Origin of the sequence: Paenibacillus chondroitinus NBRC 15376 (assembly GCF_004000765.1) — a bacterium.
GTDB lineage: Bacteria > Bacillota > Bacilli > Paenibacillales > NBRC-103111 > Paenibacillus_E > Paenibacillus_E chondroitinus.
This window is the reverse complement of the sequence record NZ_BILW01000003.1, coordinates 80,916-104,582: the sequence shown is the minus strand read 5'-3', so window position 1 is coordinate 104,582 and position 23,667 is coordinate 80,916. Positions and strand designations below refer to the sequence as shown.

At 46.3% G+C, this 23,667-nt stretch carries 15 protein-coding genes; 8 read left to right on the top strand and 7 right to left on the bottom strand.

Annotated features, from left to right (window positions below; all coding sequences use genetic code 11):
* Positions 1-17 precede the first annotated feature (17 nt).
* Positions 18-956: an ABC transporter permease gene (locus PCH02S_RS05080; RefSeq protein ID WP_127451128.1), complete on the bottom strand. Its 939-nt coding sequence runs from the start codon at positions 954-956 to the stop codon at positions 18-20.
* A gap of 261 nt (positions 957-1,217) precedes the next feature.
* Positions 1,218-3,434 carry a helix-turn-helix domain-containing protein gene (locus PCH02S_RS05075; protein ID WP_127450707.1) on the bottom strand — a complete coding sequence of 739 codons (2,217 nt, stop codon included), beginning with the start codon at positions 3,432-3,434 and terminating at the stop codon, positions 1,218-1,220.
* Positions 3,435-3,681: 247 nt separating this feature from the next.
* On the opposite strand from PCH02S_RS05075, the gene PCH02S_RS05070 reads away from it, so the two are divergent.
* The gene (locus tag PCH02S_RS05070) at positions 3,682-4,449 is read left to right on the top strand and encodes an SDR family NAD(P)-dependent oxidoreductase (protein WP_127450705.1); all 768 of its coding nucleotides are present in this window, start codon (positions 3,682-3,684) and stop codon (positions 4,447-4,449) included.
* Between the two features lie 371 nt (positions 4,450-4,820).
* Here the strand turns inward: PCH02S_RS05070 and PCH02S_RS05065 are convergent, their stop codons facing one another.
* Both PCH02S_RS05065 and PCH02S_RS36320 read right to left on the bottom strand, forming a co-directional pair.
* Complete coding sequence (locus PCH02S_RS05065; protein ID WP_246068953.1) at positions 4,821-6,989, bottom strand: S-layer homology domain-containing protein; 2,169 nt, start codon at positions 6,987-6,989, stop codon at positions 4,821-4,823.
* Positions 6,935-7,309, bottom strand: a complete 375-nt coding sequence (locus PCH02S_RS36320) for a hypothetical protein (protein ID WP_246068952.1) — start codon at positions 7,307-7,309, stop codon at positions 6,935-6,937. Before PCH02S_RS36320 ends, PCH02S_RS05065 begins: the two co-directional genes overlap by 55 nt.
* 308 nt (positions 7,310-7,617) lie before the next feature.
* Here PCH02S_RS36320 and PCH02S_RS05060 point away from each other — a divergent pair, with 308 nt between their 5' ends.
* Genes PCH02S_RS05060 through PCH02S_RS36105 form a run of 3 tightly spaced genes read left to right on the top strand, consistent with a single transcriptional unit; the run spans position 7,618 to position 8,937 of the window.
* Positions 7,618-8,328, top strand: a complete 711-nt coding sequence (locus PCH02S_RS05060) for a metallophosphoesterase family protein (protein WP_127450703.1) — start codon at positions 7,618-7,620, stop codon at positions 8,326-8,328.
* Between the two features lie 27 nt (positions 8,329-8,355).
* On the top strand, positions 8,356-8,589 hold the full coding sequence (locus tag PCH02S_RS36110) for a hypothetical protein (RefSeq protein ID WP_174806732.1): 234 nt from the start codon (positions 8,356-8,358) through the stop codon (positions 8,587-8,589).
* 15 nt (positions 8,590-8,604) lie between these two features.
* Positions 8,605-8,937 carry a glycoside hydrolase family protein gene (locus PCH02S_RS36105; RefSeq protein ID WP_174806731.1) on the top strand — a complete coding sequence of 111 codons (333 nt, stop codon included), beginning with the start codon at positions 8,605-8,607 and terminating at the stop codon, positions 8,935-8,937.
* Positions 8,938-9,012: 75 nt separating this feature from the next.
* On the opposite strand, the gene PCH02S_RS35585 is transcribed toward PCH02S_RS36105, so the two are convergent.
* The 3 genes from PCH02S_RS35585 to PCH02S_RS05045 form a co-directional block, all read right to left on the bottom strand.
* Complete coding sequence (locus PCH02S_RS35585) at positions 9,013-9,189, bottom strand: hypothetical protein (protein ID WP_164819449.1); 177 nt, start codon at positions 9,187-9,189, stop codon at positions 9,013-9,015.
* A 144-nt stretch (positions 9,190-9,333) separates the two neighbouring features.
* Complete coding sequence (locus tag PCH02S_RS05050) at positions 9,334-9,996, bottom strand: class I SAM-dependent methyltransferase (protein ID WP_127450701.1); 663 nt, start codon at positions 9,994-9,996, stop codon at positions 9,334-9,336.
* 83 nt (positions 9,997-10,079) lie between these two features.
* Complete coding sequence (locus tag PCH02S_RS05045; protein ID WP_127450699.1) at positions 10,080-11,834, bottom strand: sulfatase-like hydrolase/transferase; 1,755 nt, start codon at positions 11,832-11,834, stop codon at positions 10,080-10,082.
* A gap of 195 nt (positions 11,835-12,029) precedes the next feature.
* Between PCH02S_RS05045 and PCH02S_RS05040 the strand changes: the two genes are divergently transcribed.
* The 4 genes from PCH02S_RS05040 to PCH02S_RS05025 all read left to right on the top strand — a co-directional run bounded on the left by PCH02S_RS05040 (position 12,030) and on the right by PCH02S_RS05025 (position 23,553).
* Complete coding sequence (locus PCH02S_RS05040; RefSeq protein ID WP_127450698.1) at positions 12,030-13,475, top strand: NAD(P)/FAD-dependent oxidoreductase; 1,446 nt, start codon at positions 12,030-12,032, stop codon at positions 13,473-13,475.
* Between the two features lie 14 nt (positions 13,476-13,489).
* Positions 13,490-14,083, top strand: coding sequence for a TetR/AcrR family transcriptional regulator (locus PCH02S_RS05035; RefSeq protein WP_127450696.1), 594 nt, complete (start codon positions 13,490-13,492; stop codon positions 14,081-14,083).
* A gap of 183 nt (positions 14,084-14,266) precedes the next feature.
* Positions 14,267-15,970, top strand: a complete 1,704-nt coding sequence (locus PCH02S_RS05030; protein WP_127450694.1) for an S-layer homology domain-containing protein — start codon at positions 14,267-14,269, stop codon at positions 15,968-15,970.
* Positions 15,971-16,641: 671 nt separating this feature from the next.
* On the top strand, positions 16,642-23,553 hold the full coding sequence (locus PCH02S_RS05025) for an S-layer homology domain-containing protein (protein ID WP_127450693.1): 6,912 nt from the start codon (positions 16,642-16,644) through the stop codon (positions 23,551-23,553).
* Positions 23,554-23,667 lie beyond the last annotated feature (114 nt).

Below are 23,667 nucleotides of genomic sequence, written 5' to 3'. Positions count from 1 at the left end.
GAAGGGAGGCTCCTTTCTTACCACAGTCCTTGATCGAATTTACGGGCCAGTTGATTCGCAAGGACGACGAAGAAGAAGCCGACCAGAGATTCAAACAACCCGACAGCCGTAGTCAAACTGAACTGTCCACCCTGAACACCTACGATAAAGATATAGGTGCTAATGACACTTGAGACATCCGAAACAGCTGCATTTTGGAGGGTGTACACGTGATCAAAGCCGACTTCCATGACATTCCCCATACTCAGAATCAGCATGAGAATAATCGTGCTGCGAATACCAGGCAGGGTGACGTGCCAGATCTGCCTCCATTTGGAAGCTCCATCGATGCTAGCGGCTTCATACAGATGTGTATCGATGGAGGTAAGAGCCGCCAAGTAAATGATCGCTCCCCAACCGGCTTCCTTCCAGATCCCGGAACCGAGAAAGATCGCTATCCAGCTATGCTCCTGATACAAGAAAGCAGTAGTGTGACCGGTCCATAGCTCCAGCAGCTTGTTAATGATACCGGATTGCTGGGAGAATATCGTAACGACAATCCCTCCGACAATAACCCATGAAAAGAAGTGAGGGATATAGATCAGTGTCTGCACAACCTTTTTGAAACGCAAGGCACGAACTTCATTCAGTAGGATGGCAATAATAATTGGGAAAGGGAACCCGGCGATAATACTTAATAAGCTCAAAGTGACCGTATTACGGATGATCGTCAAGGTCTGGGGTTGGGTGAAAAGTGTCTTGAAATGTTTGAGGCCAACCCATGGGCTTCCCCAGATGCCTTCCATCAAGTTATAGTTTTTGAACGCAATGAGGTTACCTAAAATTGGAAAATACCGAAAAATAATAAAATAAGCAATGACCGGGACAAACATCATTAATAAAGGCATATTTTGTTTGAGACGTCGACGGGGCTGCAGCAACTTGGCCTTATGGCGGGCAGATCTGTGAGCTGTCATCATGGGGACTGTTTGCGTATTGTCCAGCGGTGTATGCGGCATGTTGCGGCACCTCCTTTCGAGTATTTATTGAACCATCCCATGCTACCTTGCCGTCGATGGAATCAATGTACTCTAGAAGCGCCACCATCCTCAATATACATGAATTAGGGAGTAAACTCTTTTGAATCCCTTGCTATACAAGGCTTTCGTGAATTGGTGCAAAGGTGAATAAACAACAATTAACGATAGACATTTCTTGATAAAATGGCCTTGCAAAGCTTACTTCCGATAATCGCCAGGCGTAACGCCCGTAAATTTCTTGAAAGCGCGAATAAATGAAATGGCATGCGTGTATCCGACTTGAACTCCGATCTCCTGCACGGAATGGCGACTGCTTTGGAGCAAATGCTGCGCTTGTTCCATTCGGATTTTTACAAGATAATCAACGAACTTCTCGCCAAATTCCTCTTTGAAGGCACGGCTGATCTGTGAGGCATGCAGCTGAAATTGCTCACTTAGCGAGGAAAGTGACAACTCTGGATCTGCATAATGTGTCTCCACATAGGTGCGAATTTGGCGCATGACGGCATGATTGCTCTTAACTTCACGAATATCGGCCATCCGCTGAGAGGCTTGGTCTAACAAATGAAAACAACTGGCATATAGTTCTTCAATTGTATCGAATTGTTGAGTGGCATCATGGAGCTGAGGAAGTGCAATTTGTATGGACTCCTGCAGATCAGCTGAGAGCTCGATCATCTCCCGATGTAAATGATAAGCGAAGTAATTCATGAGGTTGCGAATCTCATCGTAGGATAATAACCCGACCTTTAAGTCGGTGAAAAATTGTTCCAACGCCGCCTTCCAACCCTCGTCCCCCAAACGAAACGATTGAGCCAGCGATTTGATCAAAGGCAGATGTTTATACATTTCTTTCTCCGTGGATGCCTCGGCTTCCCAGTGATATAGCACTCGATTCGTTCCTAATGTAGATTTAAAGCGGAGCACGTGGGTGGCTGCCTCATAGGAATGAACCAGTTCCTGTACTTGTCCTACCACATGCCCGACACCGAGTGTAATGCGGAAATGCAGATGCTGTTCGACCCAGGAGCGAATGTTTTCACATAAATTGGCTGTCTGTTTCTCACTGTTTTTAACATCCTCATCTGTAAATATCACAACACTTAACCTGTGTGTAGCCATCCACTCCGCCCAAACGGTGAGACCAAACGATTCAGCTGTTTCATAAACGACCCGGCTTAGGACAAATTTGAGCAGTTCCTGATCTTTTTCAGAAAACATTCGGCATATTTCCATATATTTATCCATTTCAATAACTGCCGCAGTAAGCCGACCGAAGCCGGTAGGCAAGTGCAGGCGATTCATCTCGACTTTCCAGTCATCATATTCGACCGTCCGGCTGCCTTCCAACCACTCTTTGAAAAAATGCCTCCGCCTGAATACGATATCTTCCTCATGCTGCTTCTCATAACGGCTGGATATTTCCATGAGGTTGCTGATGGCTCGATCAATATACTGGAATTCATCTTTTTTCTTACCTTCGATACTCATCGATTGCAGGTCCGAGATGGCATGGATACGCGACATTATTAATTGAATGGGCCTGTAATTACGATGGGTCACATAGGTCATCCAGACACCGCCAAGTACAATCATAACCAGTCCCAATCCAATCCAGACATAGGAGAAAACAGAAGTGAAGGTATACAAATATTGATCATTAAGTCCACTGCGGTATTCCCAGTTCGTATAGTTGGAATGGATGCGGGTCAATTCAGACCCTGTAATTGCATGCCCATTTTCGGAAGCCAACAGCTGGTTGCCTGCGGGATCATAGACTTGAATGAAACTGATTTTTGTATTGGACATATCACGAATCATTCCTACAATAGCGTCCATACTGATGTTGACTACAATAATGCCTTTCTGCCCGGATAAAAGAGGGAACTTTCGTACTAGCGAAATAACGACCTTGCGTTGATCCATCTCTGTAAATTCTTTATATTGCCGCTGATTTGTCAGTTCATATTGCGAAGGGCTTTTCATCATCTCATCGATAAACGATTTATCTCCAAAACGATCTGCCGTTATCATCGTGTTGGGGCTAATCACCATTTGATCATAAGCCCGGTAAAAATAAACGGAATCAATGAACTTGTTGTAATTCATCATCCCCCGAATTAATTCTGTAACTTCGTAGGCGGAGTAATAGGGATTTCCCTCCAATTTGTTGTCAAAGAACTGGTCGATCCGTTGATTAGTCTGCAGCTCCTTGATGACATACTCATCGATCGTTTTCAAGGTATAATCCACGGACTGCATGATATGTAAAGCATAGGTTTGATTTGCATTTTCAGCTTCTCTTTTGGACAAGTGGCTGATGGATAGAATAATAAGCACAATAAGGACGGAGGTGATCATAAAAAATACAGGCAAATACGAGAACAAAAGTCGATAAAACCATGGTTTTGTCATACAAACGCTCCTCAAAAGTAATACATAATGCCATGTAATTACGCTTCCACCACGTTGTATTGCGCTCACTGTCGTACGTTATATGCCAAATCAACACGGATCATGCTTGTATTCGTGAATACGATTGATGACATCGATAGATCGTCCAATGAATGAATTGGGGAATTTTACACAATATTAAATTCTGCAGTAGTGTTACGATTCGATTTACATACCGGATCAAAGGAGTATGCAAAGGAGCCGAGAAATGGGAAAACTGGATGGCAAAGTGGCATTAATTACAGGAGGTAATAGCGGGATAGGATTGACAACCACAAAACTGTTCATCGCTGAAGGTGCAAAGGTCGTGATTACGGGCCGTAATCAAAATACCTTAAATGAAGTGGCTGAACAGCTTGGCCCGAATATCCTGGCCTTTCAAGCGGATGCAACGGATCCGGCAAGCATGGATAAAGCGTTATCTCAAGCTGTCGCCGCTTTCGGTGGACTAGACATCGTATATGCGAATGCGGGCATTTCATCGGCAACGCCATTAGGCGGCACAGAATTTTCCGTCTTTGAAGAAGTTCTCAAAATTAACGTGACAGGCTCCTTCTTCACGGTACAATGCGCTTTGCCGTATTTGAAGGAAGGGGCGTCGGTTATCTTGACCGGCTCCACACGCGCAACGGACGGCGCACCGGGAAGAGCTGCCTATGCGGCGAGTAAGGGGGCTATCAGCAGCATGGCAAGAGTGTTGGTCACCGAGTTGTCGCCGCGGGGGATTCGCGTGAACACGGTGGTGCCAGGGGCGACGCGCACGCCGATCTGGAAGAAATCGACGCCGGAAGAAACCGCGAAGCTTGAGGGTGCTCAAGCGCGTACCATTCCGCTGAACCGAATGGGGGATCCGGAGGAGATAGCCAACGCTTTACTGTTTCTCGCTTCCGATGACTCCTCATTCGTGCAGGGCGCGGAAATTACCGTTGACGGGGGAGCGCGATCGGCACCCTTGGGGGCTCCAATCTATCGTTGAAAGAGAAGAAACGGCGGCCTGTGTTGAGGCTGTCGTTTCTTTTTATCTGAGGAAGACAGGCGAGTGGAGCAAGAGGCTTGCATTCAGGGAGAGGAAGGGAACTAGAGTCCGCTATTTCGGCGCATAGCTAGGAGTTGGCGGATGTAGGGGAACTGCAAGGTCTTATTTCTTTACATTTGGCTGGTTTAAAGCCAAATATGAAGAAATAAGAGCCCCCAGTTCCCCTCCGCGCTTTAAAGGGCGCATTTCCAAGAAATAAGAGCCCTGGAGTTCCCTTCGCGGAGTGATAAACCGCAGCGTGCTGCGAATTCAGCGCTACTGAAGGGCTTAGTGGTGAGATTCAGCCTAAAGATTTTTTACGCAGGTATACCTTAGTTACTTAATGTAACGGTGCACCATGAGCGCTGCATGGAAGGGGTAATGAGCTCGATGCTGAAGCTTTGCAAATTTTTCTTTGAATAGTCAAATGAGCCACCGGCATTCCGAGCAGCAGGCTCATAATGAAGCCGGAAGTGGTCGTCAATCCAGATTTTATCCTTCAATGCCTCGTCTTTTACGTTCCATTTCGGCGGATATTTGTTATCCGTATCAATGGTAATTTGAACTTTCAGGATATCGAGGTTATGGATGAAATCCGCGAGTTGACCATCACTGGTATTCTGATATTTGTACCCGAATTGATCCGTTGCCTGGATAAAATATTTAAAGAAGCCGCTTTCGGTTTTCACACTCTGACCATTATTGTCGCTAAATTTTAAAAACTCCCACACGTATGGGTTACTCTCAAGATAGTCAGAGCCTTTGATTTGTTCCGATTTTCCGTCCGCCTTGAAGATGGTATATACGGTATTTAAGTTGAATTGAAGCGTCGTATTTTTCAATGCTACCGCTTTGGCTACAGGCTCTGCAAAATCGACGGTCACTTGTTGTTTCGTCAGTGTTTTGGATCCGCCTGGGGTGTAAAACGTTACGTTGACGTTAAACAATTCCGTCGGCTGGATCCCATAAGCTTTATACACGGGAATGCCTGATGTATTCACGCTTGGGGCGGCCAGGATAGAATCGTCTGCATCGGCTGAGACTTGTTGAATGATCGATATCGGCTTGCCTTTATCGTCTTTGAGCACCTTCGTAATATCGATTCTTCTGTTCTTGTCGTCCGTTGCGATGATGTTGATTTCTTTGCCGTAATAAGCAAATTTCGAATTCATAGCTGCAACATCATTCGCATTGCCGATTAAATTCCGCTCGAACAAATATTTACCTGCAGCAAAATGATCATCCAGCATATCCAGCTCGTACTTCATGTTAGGATCGTAATCCTTCCAGTTGTAAATCGCTAAAGTAGAAGCTGCCGAGGTGATCGACTCAGCGGTATTTTTATTAATCACACTTGCTGTAATTGTGTAATGTGAGCCTTCTGGACTTACTGCTTTCTGGGTTGGTTTGAACATAAATTTGTTCAAATCACCGCTTTTGTCTACAGGTAGCTGCCAAGTCAGGATGTGGTTGTCCGAGTCGGTGGAATCGGAGCTCACCTCGCCCCAAGGAGTATCAAAAATGCCCCCGGCACTTTGCAAACTAGGTTCACCGGAAACCCGTTCGAGCTTATATTCGATCATGTACGGAGTACGATCTAGCGCGGATGCCGCATTAAATACTTTTCCAAATTGGTCTTTTATGGTAAAAACAAACCCTTGAGGCTGCTCATTTTCTGCGAGTACAACCATATCTTTGGTATTGACCTCAATGCTGGAGGGAGTGCGCATCGGTGAAATCTTATAAGATTTACTCGCGGTTGCATCACCAATGTGAGTAAGGCTGGCTGTGATAGAAGCTTCTCCTTCAGACGTAACTTCCTTAACGACAATTTTACCTAGTCCGGCATAACTTTGACCGATCACCGGGTTATCGAGCACAAGCCCGCCTGAAGCGGAGATATCCAAATAACCGCCGCTGTATAGCGTTTCGATCTGGCTCAGCGTAAACTCGTAATTGTTTGGTCCAGTCACTTTCAGGCCGATCACCGGCGGTTGGCCCGTTGTTGAGATTTTTCCATTGGCGTCATAATACTGATCCCCAACACTAAGTTGAGCGGTTTCATCCAACTCAATCTTGGTTGGCAGCACCGTAATGCCAGGAGGTAAGCTCTCCGTAGTGGTTGAACTGCCTGGGGTAGGTACCGCATGCGTTTGGAAGGCATGTCTCGCTTCAAAGCTGGCAAGCGCAAGCGTCTTCCGCGTAGAGGAGGCGCTGCCTCCGAAGCTTCCGACGGCGATGTTCGTCATGAGCTTATTTTGAATCGCCAACGTGACATAACCTTTTGCCCATTCGTCTACAGTATTGTCCGTCGTGGGTGTGACCCCGGATTCCTGCCATTTCAACCCACGGACCAAGAATGCAGCCAGCTCTTGACGGGTTACTTGACCCGCCGGGTTGTACAGCTTGCCACTCTCGTCGGCTCCGTTCGTCAGTCCGGCTGTTTTTAAGGCTTCAATATAGGGAAGGGCATAGCCATTAGCTGGATCATCCGCATGCACATCGGCAAACGACGATTGTGTACCTTTGGAGGAATCGGCAGTGCAAAGATCATCGCAGCAACCTTGGCAAACTGAGCCCGATTCATTTTCTCGTTTAATCCAAACGAATGGTCCGAGACGCCATCAAACACATGATCTTGAATCAAAACGTCAAATTTGTCTAGGATATCCTGCGGTAAATCGCTTAAATCTTTAAATTTCTCTGATTGTTGTACCATTGAAGTTCGGTTCCCAGTGACGGTGTCATGCGCCGCATGGGTAACCGGGATTAAAGTTAAGCTAATGAGGACGAAAGACAATAATGATAAAAGCCGCTTCATTCACGCACACCTTCTTATCCCATAATTTCAATACGATTGGATAACCTTGACCTTAGACAATTCGTTCTTGGTACACGATCCAAATCAATCCAAATATACGATCCTATCCGCCCCTTTCTGATGTTAGTTACAAGCTTACATAGAAATTATAGTAAGATGTACCAAGGGATTGTAAGCGATTTCAACTAAAATAGTAGGCGGAATCAACCTTTTCTAAGGGCTTAAGGCGCCTAGATTCCGTAATTGCAGATAAGAGCTTTTCATTTTATACTAGTAAAATTGAAACCAGACATCAGGAGGATAACGAGATGAAAAGAATGCTTGTCATTAGCGATATTCACGGAGAGCTTGAGAAATTCGAGCGTTTACTGGAAGCTGCGCGTTATCGTCCGGAAGAAGATCAACTGATTCTGCTTGGCGATTATGTGGATCGTGGACCGAACGCCCGAGGAGTCATTGAAAAGGTGATCGCTTTAAAAGAAGCGAGAGCGCTCGTACTCAAGGGTAACCACGAAGACTTAATGATTAAAGCATTAACGACAGAAGAAGAACGTGCTTGGAAACGTTGGGCGCAAATTAACGGCGGTGATATGACGCTCAGAAGCTACGGGTTTACGGAAGCTGATTTCGCAGTCGATGAAAATGCAGAGACGTTCATCAAACCAACGCTGCAATCGGAGATTTTATCGCAACACCTGGCTTTCATAGCGAATCTGGAACACTATATAGAAACGGATGACTATATCTTTGTCCATGCCGGTGTTCAGCCCGGAACTCCGATTTCCGAAACGGACCCGCATACCTTGATGTGGATTCGCGATGAATTTCATACCGGTTATTCCGATAAAAAAATTGTGGTCTTCGGGCACACTTCTACAGATACGTTGCATGGTGATACTGAGAACTTTAATGTCTACTTTGGTGTGAATCGCATTATTGGCATTGATGGCGGCGCCGTTTACGGAGGTCAATTAAATGGTCTGGAGCTTCCGAGCCAGCAGGTTTACATGGTGAAATAGTGTAATAGGTAGGAGTTTGTGTAACTTATGCTTCTCGGTATTTTGTTTTTGACGTACATTACTGCCGGGCTATTGATGCTGAATGTCCTCGTGCATGAGGATCAGTTATGGCTATACTTCGCGACTCGCGATCCGGAGGGCGAAATTCGGATGCAAGGCGTTGCGACGGCTCCAGTGGATTCCGATTACAGCCGATCCACCTGGACACAAAGGTGCACGGAATCTATTTTAAAGCCAGAGCTGGATTGGGAAGGCAAGTGAATTGAGGCTGCTGCCATGCATAAGCGGGATGGAAAGCTGTATATGTTTTATGCGGGAGCCTATAATAACGAGCCTCAACAGATAGGCTGCGCGATCAGCGAAGACGGCATTCGGTGGGAAAGAATGTTCCAGGAGCCGCTCCTCCCAAGTGGAAAGCCGGGAAGTTGGAATGAAAGTGAATCCGGTCATCCTTTTTTCTTCGCGGATGACGATGGCCGCACCTATCTTTTCTTTCAAGGAAATAATGATAGAGGCAAAACGTGGTATCTTTCCAAAGTAGAGGTTGGTTGGGCTGAGGGTGTACCTTATGTGATGGAAAAACCTGAAAATTCGATATCAAGCACTTAGTACATAAAAAACAAAGGGGTCTCGGTTTCCCCCTTTGTTTTTTTATTGAGTTTTGGGGGTAAGATTTGTGTATCCTTAACAAGAAACTCGCTCCAGAATGATGAAATGGGAAGAAGACAGCTTGGGATAGCGCTGCTGAATGATTTCCGTCATTTTAAAATCAGAATGCTTAGATAAATACGCCCAAATATCCCGCTCAAGGATCGTAGGAACCTCTTGGGGCTCTAGTCCTGTCGTGATCTTCGTATACAAGACGCCCCACCGGCTGGAACTTTGAAACACATCATCTAACGTTGAACCAAAATCTTCCTCATCGGTTATATGATAGAGCACATCCAGGCAAACAACGAGATCCGCTTGGAAGAATCCGCGGTTAAAACTCGTCCCGATTCCTACTCAAGCTGGTGTTCTCTTCTTCAGGACGGCACGGAAACAATACAATCCACCCCATAAATCGGTGTGGAGAGCATCAGGAGGAAGAGTGAAATTTGTTTCGGAGAGGAAGTCCAGACCGGAATTGTGAACAAAAGATTGAAACATGTTTAAGTCAACAGTCGGATAGTCGAGTGTGAGGATCAACAGTCCATCGTCCTTTAAGGTTCTACTGAATTCTTTCATGCTCAGAAGCATATCATTCGGATTTAAATGTTCGAGCACCGAAATACAGAAGATTTTATCAAAAAAGTCATTCGCATAAGGAAGTTGAGTAAGGCTTGCTTGACTTAGAATGGTTTCCGTATAGTCTCCCTTTCGGACAAACTCTGCCGCCTCTTCATTAATATCCGAACGAATGGACTCAAGTAAGCTTTGGCTTGAAAGCACCCGCGCATCCCAATCGCAAGCATAGGCTTGCTTACACCTCCGACCGAGGACAAATTTAAAAGGGTGGGGGATCCCGCAAGCCGCATCCAACGAAATGTCGGTATCTTCGATAAAGGATGCGCACCACGCGTACTCATAGGACCTGCTCCACCAAGTGTCGGGTAAACGGTAAAGAAACTCTTGCTCCATAGGATCAGACTGAATAATAAAACGGGTTTGAAGATGGGAACCAGGCATGTTGGAAGACCTCCTTTTTCCTCAAAGTAATCACTCCGCAAGCTATATATTTATACAAAATTGGATGGTGCTAGAAGGTCTCCTTATGGGTTAAATGGTTCTGGTTTCAAACGTTTGCGACCTCGTTGCTCCTCCAATAAATGAACCATATAAGACTGAACATATTCCGTTTGTGAATTGGACCAAGCTGGATGAGCGAGATTACGAGTTTCGAGTGGATCCTCAGTTAAGTTGTACAACTCATATTCCTCAGGGACCGGAACGGTTTTGCATGTAACTTGACTTGTAGTTTGATTCGAATCTGCACACCATTCGCCAAATAGCTGAATTGCCACATCGCGTACACCGGGATCACTCCAGAACTGTTCATTATCGAAATATCTAGTAAACTTCCATGTTTGATTCGGTCGTCCTTGCTGCCCAGGCAGATCGACGATAACGGTCTCAATGTGGTTTGGTTGAATGACAGAATTGTAAGTACGCCCTAAAGGATTAAATTGTTGCTGGCCTCGAGTGATATCGTCATCCGTCATGAAATAAATCGGTTCCTTCGCATAAGCGATTCCCTTGAACTCCGGGCGATGGAGCAAATATGGTGTTAAATTATGACCAACGAAGGGATGAACTTCACTGAAGCTGCTTTTCAGCCTGTTTTCAATGGCAGGTATATCTGCCTCCGCTAGACCAAGCATGGTAGGCAGCAGGTCAAGATGGGAAGTCAGCTCTGAAAAACTTTGTTTCTGCGGGAAAAGGCGCTTATTGTGAATGAGAAAAGGTACATGCAGAACTTCTTCATAGGCGCAGTACATTTTCTGTCGCAGATGGCCGTGGGCGCCTAGCAGTTCACCGTGATCCGAAGTGAAAATAATGATCGTATCCTCGTCGAAAGAAGAACGGCCTAGGGCATCTAACACTTTCATGATTTGATGGTCGGCATTTTTTTGCAATTGATAATACAGCTTTCGATAAAAGGGCTCATTGATAATTGGCTGCAAAGCTTTCGGATAGGTATCTCTGTAGCTGGCTTGACAACCTGGCTTCGTATGTAACGATTCATGAATCGTTGGCGGAGGAGGGACTTCAGGCATTGGATCAACATGGAAATGGAACATGTTTGGCAGATTGGCGGTTAACGTCCCATAAAGTGTAATATCATGCGGATTTACGAAGGAAGCGACGATAAGCCACGGCTTGGCGTCAGGGTCGGCACTTTTTTGATGGTCCAGCGCCTCAATTAACTTAACAGTCTCTGCGCTATACACGACATCCCTGCCGCTCATGCCTGCAGCTGACGATGATGCGGAATTATGGGGATTGCGACCATGTGGTTCAGGTCCTATCCATGAGGAGAAGCCGAAGGCGTTTAGCGGATCGGCGGACAAATAGAGCTGTTCCCGCTTTGGATCCGGTACACCGGTTGCTGGGTCATAACTTGGCACATCCATATGCGTTCCTGGTACCAAAATATCTTCATAGGAAATATGCCATTTCCCTTTGTAATAGGTTTGGTAGCCTGCTTCGCGAAAGTAGTTGCCCATTGTAGGCACTGTATTTGGCGGCAGCCAAAACATATCGGGATCGAAAGCACTCTTCGCGATACCGTTCGTCTGCGAGACACCATGGAGAGATGGATAATGTCCGGTAAACATCGTAGTCCGGCTCGGAGAGCAGGCTGCGCTGCCGATATAATGGCGGTGGAGCTCTATGCTATTCGCTCGCAGTCGTTCGTGTGCAGGGAGATTCGTGAGCCGCCAAGCGCCAATTTCCGGGCTTTCGTAGATTGGAGGATACCGCTCCTCATCGACAATGATTAGGAGGAAGTTCGGCTTTTTACGCATACATACACCTCCACATTTACCTGTTCTAAACCTAGTTGTATGCGGAGATGAGGATCAGCATGCTGAATACCATGGGATGTTTCCAACACTTCGAAGAATTTATGTAGGCAAAAATCTTATTGACTTCAGGAAAATACTGGTTTATTCTAACATTGACTGATTGAGTCAATCAAATATTATACAGAGGTGAACGATATGAATTTTGTTCAAAAAGCAGGCAAGGCGATCGTAATCGGTGGCAGTATGGCAGGTCTAATGGCGGCAAGAGTCCTTTCATCGTATTATGAAGAAGTATTGCTTATCGATAAGGACGAATTTCCGCAGCATCCCGCAGATCGGAATGGCGCTCCGCATGGTTTTCATCCCCACAGGTTCACACAGCGTGGTAAAATGATTACAGAGCAGCTTTTTCCTGGCTATGAAGAAGACCTGGTGGCGCTTGGTTCACCAAGCTCACTTCATAAGACCGTTCATATGATGAATCAATATGGAACCGTGGAAGCACCTTACCAACGGAATGATAGGAAGTTCAGCCGTGCCGTGTTGGAGCGGGTGATACGTAGCGGTGTAAGGAAGATTCCCAATGTACAACTGTTAGAGGAACATGATGTTATTGGGCTGCATACGAGCCGGAATCATACGGCGGTTACGGGCATTCATGTCCGTCAGCGGGAAACAGGCATGAAGCATGATTACATGGCAGATCTTGTTGTGGATGCGAGTGGACGCGCCTCCAAATTGACGCAATGGCTGAAGGAATTTGGTTATGACGTGCCTTCCCCTGATCGAATGAAAGCAGCTATCGGTTACAGTACACGCCGTTATCATGTTCCTGCTCATATGAAGCATCTGATCGAGAAATGGGATGTAATTAACATCATGGGCCAACCCGCACAGGGAACGTTCACGGGAGTATTTTCCTTTATTGAGAATGAAGTGGCTGAAATGCTGCTGTATCGTCCAGGCGGGCATTATCCACCAACGAATCCGGAAGATTTCGAACGGGAGGTCGCTAAGCTTCCAAGCCCCCTGATTGGGGAAATCCTGAGTGAGCTTGAACCAATCACCCCGCCTAAGGGTTTTCGCGTTCCTGAACTGTACCGTCACCACTATGACCAAATGGACAAATGGCCGGACAGATTGTTAGTATTAGGCGATGCATACTGCATTTATGACCCTATTTTTGGTCAAGGGATGACGGTTGCTGCCATAGAAGCGGATTTGCTGGACACCATGCTGCAGGAGCGACAAAATCGTTCTGAGCCACATTTCGAGCAGAGGGTTCTACGCGCTTTTCAAGAAAAAGCGATTACACCTGCTTGGTGGTTAAATTGTGCAGCGGATATGCAGTGGGATGGCGTCGAATACGAGGCTGGCTCAGAACCGCTTAAGGGAATTGCTTTTGGCAGCCGATATATGAATTTGATCTTGAGAGAGGGTACGGCGAATCATAATTTCAAACTATTCGGTTTGTACTGGGGTGTTAATTCATTATTTTTGCCTCTGCATGAGTTGTTTCAGCCACAGATGGTCAAGTCGGTTCTTGAGTCTTCGGAGGAAGGGAAGCAATTACTTGCCGATCTGTTAAGAGAAGACGAGCTGTCATTAGAAGAAGTATTGATCAAATTGATTCCAAGTTAGGAGTGAAGAATTTCTTGTCTCCATTAAATGAACAGCAACAGCTTCAGATTCGTGATGAACGCAGAGAGCAAATTATGAGCGCTGCGCTTAAGGTTTTTGCAAGACGGGGGATTATTGGGACGAAAATGAGCATGATTGCCGCTGAGGCCGAGATTAGCCATGGGCTGCTTTATCATTACTTTACGTCGAAGGAAGAGCTTTTCACAACACTTGTTGAAAAGGCCATGATTGCATCGGATGAAGCTATGCAAAATGTTTACAAGCTGCCGGGATCGCCGATTGATAAAATAAGAGTGTTAACGCAAGACATGATGGATGAGAGCGGGACGGACTATTTTCTACTTATACATCAAGCGAGAACCTCAGACGGAGTGCCAGAGAAAGTCGTGGAGTTAATTGAGCGTTATTCCATGGATAACTACGTTAAGCAGCTGCGGGCCTTATTCCGAGAAGGACAGGAAGCCGGTGAGGTTGCGGAGCGAGATTTGGACGAAATGATTTCGTCATACTTATCAGTCCTCTCCGGTCTGATGGTGCTGAATGTGCAGAAAATTGGAGGCTACCAGCTTCCGAAAGTTGACGTACTGCTGAGGATGATTACTCCTTAGTAGATGAATAGGATAAAGGAAGCAAGGGCTATTTCCAAGTAGACGAATCTACTTCGAGAGAGCCTATTTTTTTGTGGGTTTTTCATGAAAAAATAACGGAATCCCCCAAAATAGTGTGGTATAATTTGCAGTGTTGTACCGGATTTTTCCAATACATACGGTAATAAATAAGGAGATAGAGACATGATACTAAGGCAAAAGCTTATTGGGATGTTAGGAATGGTTATTTGTTCGGGACTCGTGTTTGGAAATTCGGTGCTAGCGGAGACAGGCAAATATCAGGATGTGCCGGATGGTTATCTGTATAAAAATTACATCGAAGAGTTGTCAGCGAAGAAGTTGGTGGAAGGAACAGCGGACGGTCAATTTTCCCCGGATTCACCACTCACCAGAGAACAATTCGCGAAACTAGTCGTTATGGTGTTTGGTTTGCCAGCCGTAGACGGTGGCATGCCGTTTCAGGACTGCCATGAGGCCTGGTCAGTTCCTTACATTTTAACCGCTTACAAAGCAGGGATTATTCAAGGAACAAGCGAAGAGAACTTCTCGCCAAAGCAGTATGTGAGAAAACAGGAAGCGGCCGTTATGCTAAGCAGGCTTTATCCGGGGGTTGTGCAGCAAAATGAGCAGGATTGGGCAGGTGGGGCAGTGGCTTTCGTCCGGCATGACATCCTTCCTGCAAATTTGCAGTCCATGTTGGAAGATACACAGGCACCTTTAACCCGCGGGGAGGCAGCGGCATTGCTTAGCCTTTCCCTACATGTTAAGGAGCAAGGGAAATCGGGAAAACCTGGAACTGTATCGACTAATCCTAATGGCGCGATGAAAGAGCCAGCACTGATTCTTGACCCAACTCAAAAGAAAGAAGTTACAGTTAACGTTAATGCCGGTCAGCCGCTTTATATCCAAGCGGAACTGAAAAAGCATAAGACGTATGAATTAGAGGCGCATGGTGAAAATCAGTCCTCTTTTAACATGGAGCTGACAAATGCAGAAGGAAAGATCGTAAATCAAGGGAACGTCAGTTCCATGCAAGTAACGGCAGAGGCTGATGGCATCGTTTATGCAAAGATACGAACGGAACAGCAGAAGGGGACGATTACGCTCAAGATCGCTGAGGTTGGTCTGGATTCGGATCATCCTATTATCCTGAAGGCAGGGCGCTTTGATCAACTTTTCCCAATAGAAGAAGACCTTTATTTTAAAGCCGTGGCGAGTCATGACAATCCGATAATGGTTCAAGCTAAAGGGGCGATTAGTTATCAACTATTGCAGGTGAGTTTATCGAAATCTGCTCCGCATTATGGTGACAGCTACATCTACATCCACGGTAAATTAGTAAAGCTTAATCCAGAGCCCGCAGCGATTAATATGGATTTTTCGATTACTACTCGGAATGGAGATCCTTATACAATTAACTGTGAGTGTGTGGTAAAGCTGACAACACCGGTGAGTACGGCCGTATCTTTTCAGGTAATGGATGGCAACTCCATAGATAATGCGTATGCAATCGGATGGGGAAGAAGTGAATGGAAGACCGGATATAAGGGGAATTCGATTGCGGGGGTTTTCTATCAACTTGCCTTGGAGGAAGGGAAAGATTATACCATTGAAGTCAGCGAACAAATGAAACCAGTAATGATTGACAAGAATTATATCGAGGGTTCACTGATTCCTCCAACTTACACGACACCTGAACTAGACAATACCGTAGTTGTAAAAAAAATACTGACGATATTCGGACCAGACGGTAAAGAAGTGTTCGTCGACGAGAAACTGACGGGACCCATTCCTTTCAAGGCGACCCAAGCGGGCACCTATGTTGTAAAACTGGAATCGGATGCTAAGGATCGTACGACGGAGATTCGGGTTAAAAGTGCTAATTGATTAAGGAATTGCCTGAATTGTTGGTTCCCAAGCCTATTTAATGGTTTTTCAGGGAACTGTGGTCCGCTAATTCATTAGAAAAGCACATTTTCAATAGGCAGAGGGAACTATGATCCCCTATTTCTCCATTTTTACTGAAAACCATGACTTGGTGCCTGAATAAGAGCCTGTAGTTCCCCGAAGAGACGCATCGGCTAGATTTACTGCCAATAGAGGCTTCATGTTCCCTTAAATAATACTTTAGCCGGATTCTTGCGAGTTGATTGAATATGTTGATGGCAGGGTAGGGTGAAGTCGGATATATAGTGAGTAGGAGATGGAGTAGGGGAGTTAGTTAAGTAGAAAACCTTTAAGCCTGACGGAGTTTGATCCGTCAGGCTTTTTAATGACGCTTACTTTCGTATAGCTTAAAACGCCAACCCAAAAAAACACATACCACCATAATAATCTCCATTGTCTGTTTCCCCTATCAGCAATAGAGTGAAGCTATCCGAATGAATGTAAGTGCTTCCAGACAACGGTTATTTATTCGTTCGTCATGCTGCCGTTCTTCGGCGAGAGCAGGTTGTTTTCACTCACAGGCTGCTTTGATTACATATAGGGGAGGGATAACTTGCACTGAATGTTCTGCTGGGATGATGTTTTAGAAGCTATCATAAGGAGGCACTAGGATGCTCACGCAACAAGTTAGGAAGAAAGTTGTAAGCGCTATTCTAACAATTGCTATGATGCTTACGCTTTTGAACCCATTCGGGTTCTCTGCATCGACGGCGCATGCCGCACAGGGAGAGATGTTAAGCCTTTTTGAAGTCGAAGTAAGCAAGCCAGTAAACGCAGTAGTTGACGTTTCTCAATCAACCATTGGGATTTCGTTGCCCTACGGCGAATCTTACCAGATGCTGAATGTAACGACGAATCCGGGCGTTACTCCAACGGTTTTCAGAAGCGATGAAACAACAGCAATTCCATTCGCAACCAGCGGCATCAACATGGGCGATGCCAAGCTGGATCAATTTTCACCGGGTGGAATAACGACGTACTATCTGGTGTTAACGGATAAGAATGACAGCAGCAACAGGAAGAAATACACGATTACCGTAACTGTAGAGAAGGAATTGCCGGCGTCCATAGCAAACTCTATGGGACCTAATGACAAATATTCTCCACTAAATATTAAAGCAGGCGAACATGCCTGGGACGTACTTGGCGCTTCCAAAATGGGTTTTGGCAGCACAACAGGTTCTATTGAAGGGCCAGGGAAAGCCTCATCTTACAGCGGGAAGGATTGGTTTGAGTCGGTTTATGACCGTTCCGGAGACTACCCAGCGGCTCAGAGCGTTCCTGATTCTTGGCTGGGAGATAATATGTATCTGCAAACCATCGGCAAAACAGATGTGAATGCGCTTACGAAGTACGGAATTGAAGCTAGTGCCGGACTGGACAAGCTGAACACGGACATTTTGCGGTATCATGAATTTTTACCTTTCAAAACGCCTGAAGGAGTTAGCCGGGACGATGGTGACCGGGGAGCTGTCAACAGTGACCGTCAGCGGCTCGAGATTAAGAGCAATACCAGCGCGTCCAATAGCGAAGCCAATAGTGTGGGCGGCGATATTATGACCCATCATTGGAAGCTGATGCTTCCTTCGGAAACGTTAAAGTATCAGATGGATGCCGCCGAGAAGGAAGCCGGCGACTTCATAGCGCCACGACGTTTCTTCCACATTTTTCAATTAAAGGCGATTGAAGGGGATGAAGCCGGTCAGCCGGTGACGACGCTCACGCTTGTTTCCGTCAATGGCAAAGGCTATTTGGAATTCAGAAACAATCCGGATGGGCAAGAAGCACACCGCATTAAGCCGCTGTTCACGATTCCGCTCGAGCAGGTCGTCGACCGTTGGCTGGATATGGAAGTGACGATTCTTAGCGCTGATAAAGGCTACGTGTATGGCAAGCTCGTTGACGTGGCAAGCAATACAGAACTCTGGAAAGGCGGCATGACGGCGGAAACCTTGAGACGCCCTGAAGTCTTGAACCCGGATACAGGGAAAAAGGAACGCGTCGATCTGCCCGCAGTGCCTGGACAACAAAACCGTTCGAAATGGGGACTGTACCGGGGCATGTACAATACGGTGAATGAATCGGTTTATGCCGATGAATATCAGGCTGCAACGATGTATTTATCCGATATTTACTTAATTAAAAGGGATGCAAGCACCTATGTGTTCCCTGATGGTTGGGATCCAAACAACCAGCCTAAGGATATCGTGGCATGGGATAGGAAGCCAGTCGTTTCGGCGGCGCCAGGCACTGCATTCGAAAACTTGGGCTTACCGCCACAACTGGATGTAACTTTGAGCACAGGCAAGATTGAAAAGGTAAATGTCACATGGAGCCCGGAAGGCTATAATCCGAATAGTACGGGAAATTACAAAATTAATGGACAATTTACCGGAACTGGCATTACGAATACTCAGCATATTAAGCCTTATGTTGAAGTCAATATTTCCGGTATTAAAAACTGGGCAGTCACGCCATCTGCCGAAATTAAAGTTGTTTCTCAAAGTGGGGGCACCAAAAATAACTTTATCGACGACCAGTCGGATACGGCTTGGCAAGCGAACAGTTCACTAACCAAGACAGAAGGGTATCAATACTGGGCTGCCGTTAAACTGGAAAAACAGATTGAAGTTAGCCGGATTCAGCTTGAATGGACGAGTAACAGCAAGTTTCTGAAAAATTACCAGCTGTACTATACGAACGATGCTGCGGCATATAACGAGCTGAAGGAAGGTACGACACTCTCGGCAACCTCATCGGCAACGAGGAAGCCGCTTCTAACCGAGCATGGTTCCTCTTGGATCCTGATTCCCGGAGCGGGAAAAACGACGGATCTGAGCAACAACGAGAAGGCTGATTTGACACTGAGCCAAACGGTAAATGCGCAATATGTGCTGCTAGTTTCCGATCTCACACTCGATAATGCTGCCGGCTCCATCAAAAGCAATGTATTTAACATTATCGGCCAACCTTCTCGACCTTCAGAGACCGGTTCCGTAAATCTGTTGGCGCCATCCCGTTTTACGCCGCTAACAGGGGTGAACCTCAAGGTTAGCTCCGAGCAACCTAATCATCCTGGAGTAGACGCCTTGAAGACGGACGGGACTGGTTTTTGGCGAAACTCTAGCTCCAATGTGTATAAGGAAAATTATGCACCATCCTCCTTGGCGTTGAGCCTTGATTTGGGATCTCCGAAGACAGTGGATAAGCTGTATCTTGAAATTCCTAACGCTATCGCCAATATTCAGAAGAATGCTACTCGGTTCGAAGTTTATTACTCCAATGATCCTCTTTCTTGGGCAAGCAGCCCAACAAATTCGGATGTGGCTAGCAACTATGACTGGGAAGGCAACGGCTGGAAGCTGGCCGGAGGCACGGAAACCGAAGGCATGTGGTCCTTTGTAACCTACAACGGACAGCAGTGGGGCTTCGATACCAAAACATTCTTGTATCCGTTTACGGCACGGTATGTGATGATCAACACCGTATTGGTGGGTCCACGCGATCGTCGTGCTGATGAGAATACGTCGGCCATGGGATTATCCGGATTGGTTATTTATGGAAAAGATCCGGTATCCAACGTGACGGCTCTTACTCCACCCAAAGCTGTCTACAGCACATGGGATCAAAGCGAGCCGATCAGTACCACAGTTAGCCTTGCCAATGGTCAGACGATTACGGGAATCACGAATAAACAAGGCAAGGAGCTTGTTGTCAATACGGATTACAAAGTATCTGGGAATAAGGTTACATTCGAAGCTCCGTTCCTCGCGAAGCTGCCGCTGGGCACGAATGAGTTCACTTTCCGTCTAAGTAACGGCACTCCGTCGATTTTTGCCTTGGACGTGACAGCACGTGGGTTTGGAGCGAATAGCAAAACCATCAAAATGAATGCCATAGATGGCGTGTCTCCATACAATGTTCTGGGGGGCGCAATGGGCACCGACGAGCCTGTTGAAGGTGTCACCAAGCGAATTCGAGATGCTTACCATGCCTACTATGGAGAACGTCCTGAAGCAAATCTAGCTGACAACCATGTCCAAAGCGTCTGGGACAGCACCCTTCAGAAAAACGTGTTCAAAGTAGTTGAGCAAGGCAGAGGCCTAAATAATGAATTCGAAGACAAAGTTCGGGATGGCGAATATGCACACAAAGGTGTTTTTGACTGGGAGAAAGGTTATGTCGTCGGCGGAGCGGCCATCAATGATAGACAACGGATCGAGATTCGTCCGAACGAAGATTCGACCAAAGATTTTACGGCTTATAATGGCGATATTGTTTCCTATCAATGGATGTGGAACATTCCGGATGGCAATCAGTGGAACCAGTCTAACTTCAGACATATTTTCCAACTAAAAGCGACGAATGCTCAGGCAGCCGATACCCTCCCAGGAGGCAACAGTGCCGGTGAGAATGGGGCGTATATTCTGGCCATGTCGATTACCGGCAAGGAAACTAGAGAGCTTATCGTCAACCATAACCGATACGACGGCGATAAGACCCTTCTGAGAATCCCGTTGAAAGATATTGGCAGTCATTGGATTAAAGTTGAGCTACAGGCATTAATCTCCGATTCCGGTTGGCTGACGATTAAAATCACGGATACCGTTACCGGTAAAGTTTATACGTTTGACAGCCCTGATGTGTATCAGACTTTTCCGAAACAAGGGGCAGGCGACGGTGTGAAGGACTTGTGGAGAAGACCGGAAAGAAGCGTCAAGGTCGGAAGCAGCAATGTCAACTTCGAGACCGATTATCCGGCGACTTTTGACCAATATTTGCGTCCGAAGTGGGGCATTTACCGCAGCTCAAACGGCGGCACCAATTCAGCTTACGACGCCGAACTGCAGCTTTCTGATATTACGATTACCAAAGTTGCAACAGGCGTATCTTCTACCAACCTGGCGCTGAATAAAAAAGCGTACAATGTTGGTTCGACGGCAGGTGCCAACTCGCTACAGCTTGCATCGGCTAATGCTAATCCTTATGGGAATGCAAATAAACTGACAAGCGGTGTCCTTGAAGATCCTATGATCTGGAACGTCAATAATGTGACCAGCTTGGACCAAATTGGAAATTATTCTTGGTTGGGTACGGATGGAGCTAGAAAAGGCAGTTTTGTTATTGACCTTGGTCAAGCTATGGATTTCAGCCAAATCAGGCTGCTTGCCAAGTCCACCAGGTTGAAAGGTGCGACCGTTTATGTATCCGATGATTTCAATAATCATTCATCGGCTGCTGAATTGGACCGCGTGACTTTCAAACAAGTTGATCTCAAAACCGAAGAAGGTTATACCTATGAAACAGGCAACCTAAACGGCGGAGATGACACAACAGATGCATCCTATGCGTTAAATCTTGGAAAGACCTACCATGCCAGATATATCAAAGTAATGGTAGAAAACGCATCGGGCGGCAACGCAGGCGCTGATTTAACTGGGCCTCCTCGGCTTACACAGGTTCAAGTCTTCAACGCACCGACGCCTCCTCAGAATCTGAAAATAGCAACCAATGGTTCGTCTACGGTTCTAAAATGGGATTCAAATGAGCGGAGCGAAGGCTTCACGGTTTATAACGGGACAGAAATCGTTGCCGAATTGCCGGCAAATGTGACAAGCTATGTATGGCCAAACAATTCTTCTGACATTACAGCGATCTCGGTAAGGTCAAAGGGAACAGACCCATATTCCCGCAAATTTATGATCTCGGCACCAGCTTTTCCAGTGCCTTCAGTACCTACGGATGTCAATCCTGTCATTGTTAGCATTGCACCTGAGAGCATCGTGACCGTAGTAGGGACAGCACCGGTTATGCCGACTGTTGTGAGCGCAGTATACAGCGACAGCTCAACCCAAAAGCTGCCTGTAGCTTGGAATCCCATTGCTCCTATCCAATACGCGGCTCCAGGAAATTTTACCGTTGAAGGTACCGTTACTGGTAGCGTATATAAGGCATTGGCTAACGTTGCCGTTACCTCAGGTTCAGTCACATGGCCGGCTCAATCCGTTCTGACCGTTTCGGAAATTGGCGAAACTACGGCAACTTTGCGATGGACAGGGGCGCAAGCCGTGAGAGGGATAACGGGATATACGCTTTATACGGTTACCGGCAGCACGTATTCCGAAATCGTTTCGGTCGGTGATGTCCTGACATATAAGCTGACGGGTCTATCGAGTGGAAGCAAGTACACTTTCACGATTCAAGCCGTAGATAAGGATGGCGTTAAAAGCGTGTACGGACCGGCAGCTAGTTTCTGGACCAATTCTAGATCGAGAGATACTTCAGATACTCCAATTTCTACGGGTTCGGGATCTGCTCCAGTAACGTCTGGTGGTTCCAATACGAATACGGGTATCCTTAATCTTGATAAGGATGCCAAAGTTACGAAAGAAACGGCGCCTGATGGAAGTACGGTAACAAAAGTCACTGTGGATGCGAAAGCGTTGGAGAAAGCCTTAGCTAACCCTCTCGTCGTCATAGATGTGAAAGGCAGCGACTCGGCTACAAAAGTGGAACTTCCAGGCAATTCTCTTCTCAGTGCGACGAATAAACAAAGTAAATTGGTTATTCAATCAAACGGGATTCGTTACGAATTGCCTGTGACGCTGTTTGCGAATATTCAGAAGGACTCTATAGTGGTCGTCTCGATAGCCAAAGTAACAGGCAAAGCTGGAGACGATGTGAATGCTGCGGTGAATAACCTGAATGCGAAGCAAGTGATAACGAACCCGATCGAATTTACGATTACCGTTAATGGTTCGGAATTGACGGACTTCGGTGGCGTATATGTCAAACGTACCCTTAACTTGGGTCAACTGACCGTGGACCCCGCCACGTTGACTGCAGTATGGGTTGATTCGAACAAACAGCTTCACTTTGTTCCGGCTGTCCTAACGACTAAGGACGGATCGACGGAAATAACGATCCATTCGCCTCACAACAGCGTTTATACCGTCATTCAATCGGAGAAAACGTTCCGTGATTTGCAAGGGCATTGGGCTAAAACAGATATTGAACTGCTCGCAAGTAAATTCATTCTAAACGGTATGACTGATGAGCAATTTGCACCTGAGGCGAACGTGACGCGTGCTGAGTTTGCGGCCATGCTGGTTCGTTCCCTTGGTTTAGTAGAAACAAAAGTTAGCGTGTTTCACGATGTTCAATCCACGGATTGGTTTGCCGGTGCTGTAGGCTCGGCCTCAAAAGCTGGATTGATCGATGGCTATGAGGACGGCAACATCCAGCCTAACGCAAATATTACTCGCGAACAAATGGTTGCGATGGTGATGCGGGCCATGAAAGTCGGCGGCAAGGAAATGCAAGGCGATATTTCGGTATTGAACAAATTCACCGACCGATCGGATATCGGGGAATGGTCGAAAGAAGCCGTTTCGCAGGCTTTGAAAGCCGGACTCATTCAAGGAATGTCCGACACTGTTTTCGCTTCAAAGGAATCTGCTAATCGTGCACAAGCTGCTGTGATTTTGAAGCGTGCACTGCAATTCCTGAGCTTTATTAACTAAAGTTCTCCAGATTTTCAAACAAACAGCCGTCTTCGATTTCTCGAAGGCGGCTGTTTTGGTTAGAGGAATCTAAACATACAGAAGGAATTTATATGTATGAATAACGGAGGTGGA

Coding starts and splice junctions, on each gene's coding strand:
- PCH02S_RS05080 (WP_127451128.1), bottom strand. CDS start 956: ATGACAGCTCACAGATCTGCCCGCCATAAGGCCAAGTTGCTGCAGCCC.
- PCH02S_RS05075 (WP_127450707.1), bottom strand. CDS start 3,434: ATGACAAAACCATGGTTTTATCGACTTTTGTTCTCGTATTTGCCTGTA.
- PCH02S_RS05070 (WP_127450705.1), top strand. CDS start 3,682: ATGGGAAAACTGGATGGCAAAGTGGCATTAATTACAGGAGGTAATAGC.
- PCH02S_RS36320 (WP_246068952.1), bottom strand. CDS start 7,309: ATGAAGCGGCTTTTATCATTATTGTCTTTCGTCCTCATTAGCTTAACT.
- PCH02S_RS05060 (WP_127450703.1), top strand. CDS start 7,618: ATGAAAAGAATGCTTGTCATTAGCGATATTCACGGAGAGCTTGAGAAA.
- PCH02S_RS36110 (WP_174806732.1), top strand. CDS start 8,356: ATGCTTCTCGGTATTTTGTTTTTGACGTACATTACTGCCGGGCTATTG.
- PCH02S_RS36105 (WP_174806731.1), top strand. CDS start 8,605: ATGCATAAGCGGGATGGAAAGCTGTATATGTTTTATGCGGGAGCCTAT.
- PCH02S_RS05050 (WP_127450701.1), bottom strand. CDS start 9,996: ATGCCTGGTTCCCATCTTCAAACCCGTTTTATTATTCAGTCTGATCCT.
- PCH02S_RS05045 (WP_127450699.1), bottom strand. CDS start 11,834: ATGCGTAAAAAGCCGAACTTCCTCCTAATCATTGTCGATGAGGAGCGG.
- PCH02S_RS05040 (WP_127450698.1), top strand. CDS start 12,030: ATGAATTTTGTTCAAAAAGCAGGCAAGGCGATCGTAATCGGTGGCAGT.
- PCH02S_RS05030 (WP_127450694.1), top strand. CDS start 14,267: ATGATACTAAGGCAAAAGCTTATTGGGATGTTAGGAATGGTTATTTGT.
- PCH02S_RS05025 (WP_127450693.1), top strand. CDS start 16,642: ATGCTCACGCAACAAGTTAGGAAGAAAGTTGTAAGCGCTATTCTAACA.